This is a genomic window from Peribacillus sp. FSL P2-0133 (assembly GCF_037975445.1).
In the GTDB taxonomy this organism is placed as follows: Bacteria; Bacillota; Bacilli; order Bacillales; family DSM-1321; genus Peribacillus; species Peribacillus simplex_E.
In genome coordinates this window covers 5017489-5030231 of the sequence record NZ_CP150254.1, presented here as the reverse complement: position 1 = coordinate 5030231, position 12743 = coordinate 5017489, and the positions used below count along the sequence as shown (strand labels likewise).

The 12743-nt window shown below is 39.0% G+C and carries 13 protein-coding genes; 7 read left to right on the top strand and 6 right to left on the bottom strand.

Going from position 1 to position 12743, the window contains the following annotated elements; all coding sequences use genetic code 11:
• Positions 1–158 precede the first annotated feature (158 nt).
• The 5 genes from MKY17_RS24205 (at position 159) to MKY17_RS24185 (ending at position 4495) form a co-directional block, all read left to right on the top strand.
• A complete protein-coding gene (locus MKY17_RS24205) occupies positions 159–518 on the top strand; it encodes a PTS lactose/cellobiose transporter subunit IIA (RefSeq protein WP_098373049.1) in 360 nt (119 codons plus the stop codon).
• Positions 511–822 (top strand): PTS sugar transporter subunit IIB, encoded by a 312-nt coding sequence (locus tag MKY17_RS24200; protein ID WP_098373050.1) that lies wholly within the window; start codon positions 511–513, stop codon positions 820–822. Before MKY17_RS24205 ends, MKY17_RS24200 begins: the two co-directional genes overlap by 8 nt.
• 13 nt (positions 823–835) lie before the next feature.
• Positions 836–2245, top strand: coding sequence for a glycoside hydrolase family 1 protein (locus MKY17_RS24195; protein ID WP_339200959.1), 1410 nt, complete (start codon positions 836–838; stop codon positions 2243–2245).
• A 100-nt stretch (positions 2246–2345) separates the two neighbouring features.
• Complete coding sequence (locus MKY17_RS24190) at positions 2346–3659, top strand: PTS sugar transporter subunit IIC (protein WP_098373052.1); 1314 nt, start codon at positions 2346–2348, stop codon at positions 3657–3659.
• 131 nt (positions 3660–3790) lie between these two features.
• Complete coding sequence (locus tag MKY17_RS24185; protein ID WP_098373053.1) at positions 3791–4495, top strand: GntR family transcriptional regulator; 705 nt, start codon at positions 3791–3793, stop codon at positions 4493–4495.
• A gap of 83 nt (positions 4496–4578) precedes the next feature.
• Here the strand turns inward: MKY17_RS24185 and MKY17_RS24180 are convergent, their stop codons facing one another.
• A complete protein-coding gene (locus MKY17_RS24180; protein WP_339200958.1) occupies positions 4579–5127 on the bottom strand; it encodes an SMI1/KNR4 family protein in 549 nt (182 codons plus the stop codon).
• A gap of 809 nt (positions 5128–5936) precedes the next feature.
• Positions 5937–6524, bottom strand: coding sequence for a TetR/AcrR family transcriptional regulator (locus tag MKY17_RS24175; RefSeq protein ID WP_098373055.1), 588 nt, complete (start codon positions 6522–6524; stop codon positions 5937–5939).
• A gap of 166 nt (positions 6525–6690) precedes the next feature.
• On the opposite strand from MKY17_RS24175, the gene MKY17_RS24170 reads away from it, so the two are divergent.
• A complete protein-coding gene (locus MKY17_RS24170) occupies positions 6691–7608 on the top strand; it encodes an ABC transporter ATP-binding protein (RefSeq protein ID WP_098373056.1) in 918 nt (305 codons plus the stop codon).
• Positions 7608–9212: an ABC transporter permease gene (locus MKY17_RS24165; protein ID WP_339200956.1), complete on the top strand. Its 1605-nt coding sequence runs from the start codon at positions 7608–7610 to the stop codon at positions 9210–9212. Before MKY17_RS24170 ends, MKY17_RS24165 begins: the two co-directional genes overlap by 1 nt.
• A gap of 81 nt (positions 9213–9293) precedes the next feature.
• On the opposite strand, the gene MKY17_RS24160 is transcribed toward MKY17_RS24165, so the two are convergent.
• The 4 genes from MKY17_RS24160 to MKY17_RS24145 all read right to left on the bottom strand — a co-directional run bounded on the left by MKY17_RS24160 (position 9294) and on the right by MKY17_RS24145 (position 12697).
• Positions 9294–10043 carry a sulfite exporter TauE/SafE family protein gene (locus tag MKY17_RS24160; RefSeq protein ID WP_339200955.1) on the bottom strand — a complete coding sequence of 250 codons (750 nt, stop codon included), beginning with the start codon at positions 10041–10043 and terminating at the stop codon, positions 9294–9296.
• 372 nt (positions 10044–10415) lie between these two features.
• Positions 10416–11078, bottom strand: coding sequence for a methionine ABC transporter permease (locus MKY17_RS24155; RefSeq protein WP_098373059.1), 663 nt, complete (start codon positions 11076–11078; stop codon positions 10416–10418).
• Positions 11071–11829: an ATP-binding cassette domain-containing protein gene (locus MKY17_RS24150; protein ID WP_098373060.1), complete on the bottom strand. Its 759-nt coding sequence runs from the start codon at positions 11827–11829 to the stop codon at positions 11071–11073. The genes MKY17_RS24155 and MKY17_RS24150 overlap by 8 nt, the downstream gene beginning before the upstream one ends.
• 34 nt (positions 11830–11863) lie before the next feature.
• Positions 11864–12697, bottom strand: a complete 834-nt coding sequence (locus MKY17_RS24145) for a MetQ/NlpA family ABC transporter substrate-binding protein (RefSeq protein ID WP_218925127.1) — start codon at positions 12695–12697, stop codon at positions 11864–11866.
• Between the last annotated feature and the right edge of the window lie 46 nt (positions 12698–12743).

Below are 12743 nucleotides of genomic sequence, written 5' to 3'. Positions count from 1 at the left end.
TTGGCTTCCTTTGTTGCTGAATAAAAACGCAAGAAATTATTTGAATAGATAGAATATAAGCGTTTACATTTCTGTGTGCACGTTTTATACTATATTCATACCTATGAATTTGTACCAATAAATATAAATCATTCTTATGAAATGGAGGGGTATTATAGATGCCTTATACTTCTGAAGAAGATGTACAGATGATCATATTTGGCTTGATTGCTGGAGCGGGAGATGCCAAATCCAACTTTTATCAAGCGATTTCCCTTGTGCGGGACCATAAATATGAAGAAGCAGAGGAATTGATACATCAAGGGGAAGCAGCCTTACTAGAAGCACATAAAGCCCAAACTAGATTAATAACAAATGAGGCAAATGGAAACAAAACGGATATTGGCATCTTAATGATTCATGCTCAGGATCATTTAATGAATGCCATTCTAGTGAAAGAACTATTAAACAATCTAATTTCGATGCAAAAAGATATAAATGCATTAAAAGAAAAATTGGAGGGAAATGAAAATGGTTAAAATCGGTTTGTTTTGTTCGGCAGGAATGTCAACAAGTATGTTAGTGACAAAAATGAAAAAAGAAGCTCAAGCAAATAGTTTGGAAGTAGAAATCAATGCATATCCAGAATCTGAATTGGAACAGATCGCAGATTCAATTGATGTGGCTCTATTAGGACCACAAGTTAAGTTCCTTCTGTCTAAAGCAAAAGCCGTTTGCGAACCGAAATCGGTTCCTGTCGAGGTGATAAATACAATGGACTACGGCATGATGAACGGCAAGAAGGTTTTAGAAACCGCATTGAATCTAGTGAAAAAGCAATAGTGGGAGGTACAACATGAAATTTCCAAAAGACTTTTTATTCGGAGCTGCATCTGCATCATATCAAGTGGAGGGTGCCTGGAATGAAGATGGAAAAGGGCTGAGTAATTGGGACGTCTTTTCAAAGATTCCAGGTAAAACATTCGAAAATACAAACGGTGATGTAGCGATTGATCATTACCATAGATATAAAGAAGATATAAAACTAATGGCAGAAATGGGATTGGAGTCTTATAGATTTTCAGTTTCCTGGGCGCGCATCATCCCGGACGGTGACGGTGAAATAAACGAAAAAGGAATCGAATTTTACAATAATGTCATAGACGAATGCTTGAAATATGGAATCGTCCCGTTCGTTACACTATACCATTGGGATTTACCACAGAATTTAGAAGCGGACGGGGGCTGGGTGAATAAAAGAACGATACGTGCATTCGCTAAATACGCCGAGGTTTGTTTCGAGGCTTTCGGTGACAGGGTTAAACATTGGATAACTTTTAATGAAACCGTTGTATTCTGCACATTAGGATATTTGAATGGAGCCCATCCACCAGGACTTGTAAACGATCAAAAAAAATACTTTCAAGCTACTCATAATGTATTCGTGGCTCATGCTGAAGCCGTTCAAATCTATAAAAACTTAAGGCAATTCGGCGAAATTGGCATAACACATGTTTTTAACCCCGCTTTTAGCATTGACGGCAAAGAAGAAAATATTTTTGCCTCGATGCATGCGAATCACTATCAAACATTTTGGTATTATGATCCGATTTTAAAAGGGGAATATCCAAGTTATGTAGTGGATGCCTTAAAGGAAAAAGGCCTGACACCTGATTGGACAGAAGCAGAGTTGACTTTGTTGAAGGATGCGGCTGATTACAATGATTTCATAGGCTTGAATTATTATCAGCCAGCAAGGGTAGCCAAAATTAATGAAACGATTGAAAGCACGAAAATTGATCGTGATAAGGCGACCGGAAAACCTGGCAACCCATCATTCGACGGTGTATACAGAACGGTCATGATGGAAGATAAAGTATATACAAAATGGGGCTGGGAAATTTCTTCTGAGGGGTTCTTGGATGGCTTAAGGATGCTGAAGGAACGTTATGGCGATGTAAAACTTTATATCACTGAAAATGGTTTAGGCGACGAAGATCCGATCATAGATGGTGAAATTGTCGATGTCCCAAGAATCAAGTATATTGAAGAGCATTTAACAGTGATTAAAAGTGCAATAAGTGAAGGAATTAATTTAAAAGGCTATTATGCTTGGTCAGTCATTGACTTATTAAGCTGGTTAAACGGCTATAAAAAACAATACGGTTTTATTTACGTGGATCATAAAAATAATTTGGAAAGGAAGAAGAAGTTATCGTTCCATTGGTATAAGCACATTATTGAAACAAGAGGAGAAGAGCTGTAACGCTTTCAGTCATCATGAAAAAGACTGACCTAATCTATTTCCAGGATAAGGTCAGTCTTACTTAGTAAGGATTATTCACTATTGACTAGGAGGGGTAGTTATGTCGCGTATTGAAAAACTATTCGAGAAAATGATGCCTGCATTCATGAAATTTTCAAATGCAAAAGCAACCGTCGCACTTAAGGATGGTTTCGTACTTACGATGCCATTGACACTTATTGGCTCCATTTTCTTATTAATAGCAAACCTGCCGATCAAGAATTGGAATGAAATCATGGCTAATTTATTTGGTGCAGATTGGATGGTGCCATTGAATCAAGTTACAGGAGCCACTTTTGACATTCTTGCTCTCATAGCCGTTTTTGGAATCGCTTACTCCTATGTGAAAACAAGCAATATTGAAGCCGTTCCAGCAGGGATAATCGGTATCATTTCATTTTTGATTCTCAGCAATTCATTTGTTGAAAGTCCTTCTGGGGAAGTGGTTGGCGGAGTCATTCCTAAAGCCTGGACAGGCGGACAAGGGATGATAACATCCATATTGGTAGGGTTGGCTGTCGGTGCGATCTACACATGGTTCATCAAAAAAAATATCAGGATCAAAATGCCGGAAAGCGTGCCATCTGGTGTTTCAAATGCCTTCTCGGCATTAGTTCCTGGATTTGTGATCATGTTATTATCGATGTTCATTTTCCTCATTTGTGATAAGATTCAAGGCGTATCAATGACTGAAATCATTTATAAAGTATTACAGATCCCCATGCAAAATCTATCAGATACATTACCTGGAATCATCATTATCATGGCATTAATCTCCATTTTCTGGTGGTTTGGATTACACGGTCCGAATATCGTCATGGGAATCATGGCACCTATTTTAACTTCAAATGCCTTGGCGAATCAAGCTGTCATAGATGCCGGTAACACGTTGGCCGTAGGCGGAAATGCAAAAATCGTTACGGTTCAGCTAGTGGATATTTACGCGAAATTCGGTGGTGCGGGCATAACATTAGGTTTAATTGCAGCAGCGCTGCTTGTCGCTAAATCACAGCAAGTGAATCAGTTATCTAAAATGTCGCTGGTTCCAGGTTTATTCAATATTAATGAACCAATCATTTTCGGGCTACCCATCATATTTAACCCTTTAATGATCGTTCCATTCGTTTTGGTACCTGTCATTGCCGTATTGATGACGTATTTTTCAATTATTTTAGGGTTTATCCATCCATTTACAGCGGTACAGGTCCCGTGGACAACCCCACCAATCATTTCAGGCTTTTTATTATCGGGATGGCAAGGGGCAGTCGTCCAACTAGCTATATTGGGTATGGCTACCGTGGTATATTTCCCATTCGTTAAAATGCTTGATAAAGTAGCACTGGAACAAGAAACCCCAATTGAAAAAGTTAGTTGATTTAAAAAGAAACAGAGGTTTCTTTACAATCGTTATGAAATAAACTATTGTAAAGAAAACCTCTCTTTTAGTCTAAACTATTGTTCGAAAACGTTCGAAATCATTATGTATAGAGGAAGGTATATGGAAATATGGGTGTAAAGTATAGAATGGTCGTAGAACAAATGGAGAAAGAAATATTAGATGGAAAATATACATTAAATACTAAGTTACCTACTGAAGAAGAGTTGATGAAGAAGTTCGATGTCAGCAGGAATACCATAAGAAAAGCAATCAATATATTGGTTGAACAGGGTTACATATATCAAGTTCAAGGAAGCGGCATATTCCTAAGGGAATTTTCCAGACCCGGCTGTATTTCTATGAAGGATATGAATGGCTTAACCAAAGAGTTTGCAAAGGATGAAATGACAAGTAAAGTGCTGAAGTTGGAATTAATAGAAGCTGATGAAAAATTGGCCGAACAAATGAAATGTAATGTGAAAACCAAAATCTATAACCTCAAACGGGTTAGGTACTTAAATGGTGCACCCATTGTAATAGAAGAGTCCTTTTTCAATAAAGACATCATTCCCATTTTAAATAAAGAAATCGCAAATGGTTCCATTTATGAATATATCGTCGAGGATTTAAAGTTGAATATTGGTTTTGCAGATAAAATCATTTCATGTGAGAAACTAAATGACGATGATGCAAAGCTTTTGGACTTGCAACCAGGAGATCCGACTTTAATTGTTGAAAATACGGTCTTCTTAAAAGCGGGAGTCGTTTTCGATTTTTCAATTGAGAAATATAATTATACTTCCGCCAAATTATTAACATTGACCACGAATTAAAATGGGCTTTCGGGATCTGAATGGAAGAGTCGAAACAAAAAAAGAGCGACTGCATTTCTTAGCAATCGCTCTTTTTATTTATTTTACCTGGTTCTATAGTAGTTTTCAGCTGTGTATATAGGCCAGCTCCAAAACGGTACACCTTGTGAAATAATGTAGCGGTCCAAGAAGATTTCAAAATTAAGATTTAGAGATGAAAGCTCTGTAAACTCCAATATATGAAGGTAATTTGGATCCCCGACCTTTAGTTTTTCTTTATCTAATATTAGAAAACAATCTTCCAATAAATGTCCAATCGGAATCCCCTGTTCACCTATAATCTCAAGTTCTTGAGCCTCTTTTACTTCATTTAAACTAAATAAATGAAGACCGCTCCCTATATTAACACCGTCGTCATCAATCAATTCATATATTCTTGCCCCATTATGGAGTGTTAAGAATGCCTTGTAGTCTTCAGGAAGCTTGATATTGTTTTCACTTTCAAACATTTCAACTTCAGTTGTCTTTATCGGAGCGTTAAAAGAACACGAAACGTTACCAACTTCTCCTTCGTCTGATACTGTCTTCATTTGGTCTTTCTTATTCAACAATTCTTTTAGTCCCGACAATGTATTATGTATAAAATGACTCAATTCACTAATCCCTCCATAACGAATGATTATTACTAGTTCCTATTCATGATGTAACAATAATTACCAATTCTATCATTAAATTATTGATATGCATCGGAAATTTCATTTAACAGGAAAGAAAATTATAGCGTAATTCATGAAACGGAAAACTTTGTCCATCGTATATTATATATGGAAAAATAAGGATGGTTTAATCTTCAAGAAGATTATAGATGGGAAAACTTATTAAGGGGTGAGAAGGGGAATCTTATGCAAAAAAGGGTTAAAAGAAAATTATTTCATTTATATATAGTCTAATTGATGGCAACTGTGATTTTTGCTGTACTGTGGGTTTTGTATCTGATGCAACATGATTGGACCGATTCCTACTTAACTTCATTTTCATCTGTTTATGCGTTCGTCCTATTGGAATTTATTTTGCTTCAAGGAAGTTTATATTGGTTTCTTAAATGGAAAACGGGCAAAAGAAAACGATTACGCCCATTTACCTTATACGCAATTACGGATTTTTCTATTCTTTAAAAGGCTCAACCTATTCCTTATTGCCACAGGAATAGCAGTCTTTTTTTATCAATTAAAAGTTGTTCGATCAGGAATTTATTGGTATTTATTTCTTTATGCTTTCGCCATCATCGAGCATATAAATTACTACCACTTCAGGCTTTCTTATCAAAGTCCAGAGGAAATGAGAGAATTCAATCGCCAAAAAGGATTAAGGAAATCCATTTTGGCAAAGGAATTGAATGAGCTTAAAAAAGATTTTACGGTGTGAATCGATTCAAACCGTTTTTTAAGTCCGCGGTTATGGTTCATTTCTTATTTTCCCCAACTATCCCATAAAACAAAATCTTCATGATATCTTCAGTCAAAGGCAAGATGCTTTGATAAACCTCTTCCCGTTGGATATATTCATTCATCGCTTTTATATAAAATAAAATCGCTTCATTGGATAAATTTGGATCAACATATCCTTGTTCCTTCCCTTGGTTAAACAGATCAATAAAGCGTGGCAGAGCCTTTTCTGTATATATTTTTTCCATATAATTGACTCCGGAAGTGTATTCCCTCATTAAATATTGATAAAAATCTTCATGAATGTGTTTCGCAGTTTCATTCTTCGTGAACATGATTTGCTTTATTTTCTCAGGGAAAGCCATGTTGCTATTAAGTATTTGTTCAAATTCATCCAAGGCCTTATTTGTATAATGAATAAAAACCTCATGAATCAAGTTATGTTTACTTTCGAAGTAATTATATATCGTTACTTGAGATACATTTGCTTTTTTGGCTATTTCTCCAATAGAAATCTTTTGGACACCATACTCCATGAATAAAGCTAAGGCAGCCTCTAGTATATTCAGTTTTTTTTGTTCCCTGCGGCGTTGAAACCCGTCCATTTATTTCACCTCAACTTTAGTTTAATTAAAAATATGTAATAGAACAATAAAATAAGTTCATAAACTATTGTCAGGAATTATTATTTTATATATTATGAACTAAATCGATTAAAATATTTCATAATTTCTTTCGTATTTAATTCAATGAGGAAGAGGTGGATGAGGAATGTCAGTATTGAAAACAACGGATTTAACGAAAAAGTTTGGAAAGTTTACCGCTTTAAATGGGGTGAACATTGAAGTGAATAAAGGTGAAGTGTTTGGATTCATCGGTCCTAATGGTGCTGGAAAATCAACAACTATCCGTGTGTTGCTCGGTATTTTAAAAGCGACGGATGGGGAAGCGAAGATTTTTGGCATGGATGCATGGAAAGATGCCGTTGAAATTCACAAGCGGATCGCGTATGTTCCAGGAGATGTGAACCTATGGCCCAACTTAACAGGCGGGGAAGTTATTGACCTATTTGTTGAATTACGCGGGGCAAACAATAAAAGCAGACGTGAAGAACTTATAAAAAAATTCGATTTGGATCCTTCCAAGAAATGCGGGACATATTCAAAAGGGAACCGGCAAAAGGTTGCTTTGATTGCTGCTTTCTCATCTGATGCCGACCTTTATATATTGGATGAACCAACATCAGGTTTAGATCCATTGATGGAAAGAGTTTTCCAGGAATGTGTGCTGGATGCGAAAAATGAAGGAAAAAGCATATTACTTTCCAGTCACATTCTTTCTGAAGTGGAAAGATTATGCGATAAAGTGGGCATCATTCGGCAAGGACAAATAATTGAAACGGGAACATTGGATGAGTTACGTCATTTAACGAGAACAAGCTTGCTTGTCGAAACGAAGCAACCTATCCCTGCTTTAGGGAATGTAAACGGTGTTAGGGATATCGTGAAGAAAGATCAAGCACTTTCATTCCAAGTGGATACAAATGAATTGGATAATGTCATGAAGTATATAAGCCAGTTTGGAATTGTGAAATTGGAAAGCGCGCCGCCTACATTGGAAGATTTATTCATGAGCCATTATGAAGGCGAAAGGAAGACTTCTGATACTGGGGCGGGAGGTGCGTTATAATGGCGAACCAGTCCTATCATAATACAGGAAGGCTCTCCCGATTCATCGTACGGCAAGATCGGATTCGGATCCCTGTTTGGATAATTTCCCTATCGGTCCTTTCATTTATGGTTGCAATGGCATTCACCGATCTGTATCCGACTGGGATAGAAAGGCAAACCATTGCAGAAACGATGAGGAACCCTGCAATGACAGCGATGGTGGGGAAAGGTTACGGTCTGGATGACTATACAAACGGAGCGATGATGGCGCATCAAATGTTACTCTTAACTGCTATGGCCGTGGGGATAATGAGTATTTTACTTGTTACGCGCCATACACGCGCAGATGAAGAGGACGGCCGCATCGAAATGATTCGTTCTTTGCCGGCTGGCCGGTTGGCTAATTTATTTGCAACCATTTCCGTATCGTTTGGAACGAATGCATTGATCGCGATAATAACGGGCTTCGGATTGTATGCCCTGGGAATTGAAAGCATGGATTTGGAAGGTTCCCTTATGTATGGAGCAGCTTTAGGGGCAACAGGTATTTTCTTCTCGGCGATAACGGCATTATTTGCCCAGCTTACGGAGAGTGCGCGAGGTACGATTGGATATTCCATCACTGTATTGCTTCTCTCCTATCTTATTCGGGCGATTGGGGACGTTAGCAATGAAACCCTTTCCTGGTTTTCTCCATTGGGTTGGGTTTTAGGTTCAGAAGTATATGTGAAAAATTATTGGTGGCCCATCATCCTTACGATCGGTGCGGCAATCACTTTGGTTGTCCTATCTCTATATTTGAATGGCATCAGAGATTTGGAAGCTGGATTCATACCGGCTAAACCAGGCAGGAAATATGCTTCAACGTTTTTAAAAAGTCCGCTTGGCCTTGCGTTAAGGCTTCAGCGTATAGGATTAATTTCGTGGGCAGCCGGGATGTTCATTTTGGGAGCATCTTACGGTTCCGTTTTAGGTGATTTGGAATCCTTTTTTGCAAAAAATGAAATGATGGCCGAACTATTGACGCCTGTTGAAGGCTATTCGCTGACAGAACAATTTTTGACGATGTTGATGTCAGTCATCTCCATGATTTGCACCATTCCGCCTTTAATGGCGATGTTAAAGCTTAAAGGGGAAGAAAAAAAGAATCGTACTGAACATTTACTGAGCCGCGCTGTATCACGTACAAGGCTTATGGGCAGCTATCTTATCATCTCCGTCATGGCCGGTTTTCTCATGATTACGCTTGCTGCAATCGGTCTTTGGGCAGTCGGGAATTCGGTGATGGATAAAGGGATTGCTTTCGGCACTTTATATAGCGCAGCAATGGTCTACCTGCCTGCAATGTGGATCATGATTGGTCTCGCTGTGCTGTTTATTGGCTTTGCACCGAAATTATCTGGCTTGACTTGGCTTTACTTGACATACTCAATCTTAGTCGTTTATTTAGGGGGAATGCTTCAATTTCCGGAATGGATGGGTAAACTAACACCATTTGGCCATATTCCGAAACTTCCTATTGAAGAGATGGGCTTCATGAAGGTATTCATTCTTACCATCATAGCCATAGTATTACTGACTGTTGGCTTTATCGGATATAACAAACGGGATATCCGGGGTTGACGATTCAACTATGATTCTATTAATCCTGCAAAAAGCCTGGTTTCTCGGTGTTTCAATGAGAAATCAGGCTTTTATTGGTTTTCAGCCATGGAGCAGCAATAATAGTACACCTAGCGCAATGATGATAAAGAATAAATAGCTTTCGAATTTCTTCGCAGGAATTCGCTTATTCATGAAGATTCCGAGACCAGTCGCCAATAATATGGCTGGAATGGAATAAACGTAGAGAATTAATGAATCGGCTGTCCACAGTCCGCCTAGCGCATGCCCCATCACGACAAGGATTCCGGATATAAGAAAATGGGCTTGCAATGTTCCTCGGAATCGATCCGGACTCCATCTTCTTAAAGTTCCATAGACGACGACCGGCACCCCATTAAAGTTATATGCACTGCCAAGGACTCCCGACGCAAAACCGAACGGCCATACCCAGCCCTTCGAGGTGAGTAACGGTTTATCCACAGCCTGGAAAAGTTTTTGCTTAAGAAGGGAGTATCCTCCATATGCCATCAAAAAAACACCGAGTGCAGAAGTAATGATCATCGAAGGTGCGTAATGGAGCAAAGCGAGGCCGGCTGGTATGCCGATGACCGTTGCAAGCGCGAGCCTGATTAATACCGAACGTTCGATATGACGCCATCCGCTAACGACAGTTAGTGAGGCAACGGTAAGACCTGCCAACCCAATCAAGGATACCGAAGTATTAAGCGGAATGTGAAGTAAGGCAAGCAGGGGCATGCTGACTATCGCTTCACCGAACCCGAACATCGTCCGCATCAAGGCGCCGATAAAGACTGCACCTACCACCAATATGATGCTGCTGATCGTCATTATTTAACCTCCTGAAGCAAAAATTCACCCTTCTGTAATTATACCATACCAATCGGGTTTGAGTTTGGCGGAACCTTGTTTTGAAACAGGTTATTTCAGGCTTGAATTGCTCTCTTAGGCGCGTTTGGTATGTGTTTTAATGGGGAGATACACCCCATTGTTTTTGTCGATTAGGAGTCAGGAATGGGGCCGAAAAAGCGGGTGTATATCTTGAGGTGTTGATTTATTTTGATGTGAGGGTTTTCTAACAGATTAATAGAGGTAACGAAGGATTGTTTGTTACTGGCTATACTTTTTAGGTAAGCATTTTTAATTTAAAGAAAAAGTCATAGCCGTTCATTGGATTCGAACCAAGAAAGGCTATGATTGCGTTCACCTTTTATCAAGTTTAGCAGATAGATAATTTCCGGTGAATTGGACGGATTGAACAATGATGATAAGAAGGAATACGGTTGTTATCATGATGTCAGTTTGAAAACGGTAGTATCCATAACGAATGGCCAAGTCGCCAATTCCCCCGCCTCCTACGACCCCGGCAATAGCTGAATAGGATATGAAAGAAACGGCAGTAACAGTGAGGCCTAACAGGAGACCGGAACGCGCCTCTAATAATAAAACTTTGCTAATGATCTGGAAGGGAGATCCGCCCATCGCAACAGCAGCCTCAATTGTTCCTTTAGGCACCTCACGTAAAGATTGTTCAACAAGCCGAGCTAAAAACGGAATGGCCGCTATCGATAGTGGAATGGAGGCGGCTAGCGGACCTACAGATGTTCCCAATAACGTTCGTGTAAATGGAATAAGAGCAATCAGTAAAATGATGAATGGGAATGAACGGACCGTGTTGATCATTGCATTTAAAACGTTATTTAAGATAGTCTGTTCGAGTAATTGTTCCTTTGAAGTCAAAAATGTAAGGAAACCAAGCGGAAGGCCCAATAAGATGGCTGCCAATATCGCTATTCCCACCATTAAAAATGTTTGGCCTACACCTAAGTAAATTTCAGGGAGTAAGGAAATGATATTATCAAACACTTACCTTCACCTCTTCAGATTCATGTTTTAATAGAATTTTACCGATTTTTGTTGTGGGTATGGTTCTATTATCCGCTAAGTTCAATTCCTCCATGATTTTCCCATTTTCCATGACCGCCACCCTATTTGCTAACCTTCGAATTACATCCATTTCATGAGTTACGATCAGGATGGTCACACCATAGGTTTCGTTTATTTTTTTTAGATAGGCCAGGATGGATTGAGTGGTTTGTGGATCAAGTGAAGAGGTGGGCTCATCACAAAGCAATACATTTGGTCTTGTGCTTATGGCACGGGCAATCGCGACTCTTTGCTTTTGTCCGCCAGAGAGCTGAGCTGGATAATGATTTGCCTTATCAGATAAATCAACGATTTGCAGGGACTCGGCAATGATTTTGGCGCGCTCATGTTTTGGTACATTGGCAAGTTCCAATGCGAGGCTGACATTTCCTTGCACCGTTCGATTTGCCAAGAGGTTGAAATGCTGGAAAACCATCCCGATTTTATTACGTGCTTCCCGAAGCTGTTTGCCAGATAAATCACTAAGGATTGAATCATTTATCGCAATCGTACCTTCCGTAGGCTTTTCTAGCAGGTTGCCCATGCGCAGTAAAGTAGATTTACCTGCCCCGCTAAAACCGATGATCCCATATATTTCATTTTCCTTAATATCAAGATTTACATGGGAAACCGCAGTGAATAATTTGTTTTTGACAGAAAAGGTTTTACAAACATTATTAAACTTTATCATTCTGAACCTCCGATCTGCATACGTTATATATCTTTCATTTAAAATAATCAGGTCGGTGAAAGCCTTCAAACTCTTTATTGCTTTCAATCGCTTTTTGAAAGTCAGGGGATTGGTACGCGTCAATGATTTCCTTCACGAATTGCTTGTCTTTATCTTCGGTTCTTACCGCCACAAAATTTTGGTATTCAAATGGGGGATCTTCTAAATAGATGGCAGAAGATAATTTTCGGTCGGATACCAAGATTGTATATCCATTGGCTACCGCATAATCTACATCAGGCAAGATTCGAGGAACTTGAGCCTGTTCCACCTCAACAAATGAAAATTTCACCTTTTGATCCACGATATCTTTTTTTGATACAGTCAGGGGATCGTATCCCTTTTTTAATTGAAGCCAGCCAATTTGTTCAAGCATTCTTAATGCTCGTGCCACGTTAGCGGGATCATTAGGGATTGCCACTTTTTGCCCCTCCCTCAATTCATCCTTGCTTCCATGTATGTCTGAATATAACCCCATAGGTGCTGTAGGTACTTTAATGGTTTCGGTAAGTTCCAGTTTGTTTTCATTGATGAAATTCTTGAAAAATGCAGTATGCTGAAATACATTAACATCGATTGAGCCTTCCGCTAAGGCAAAATTTGGTTGGTTCGGGTCACTGATTTCCACATACTTAACGGTATATCCTTTATTTTTCAGGTAGGGTTCTATTCCTTTTTTCACTTGGTCACTATAAGGGCCTGGAGTGAAGCCGAAAATAATTTCTTTCTTATCTTCACTCGCGGCTTTTTCACTGCCGCTGCCGTTGCAAGCTGAAAGCAACATGACGAATAATAGGGACATGATGATAAACAAAAATGAATTTCTCATCTGGAATTCCTCTTTTCTTTTTTATGGGTCCATTCTTTTTTTGGGA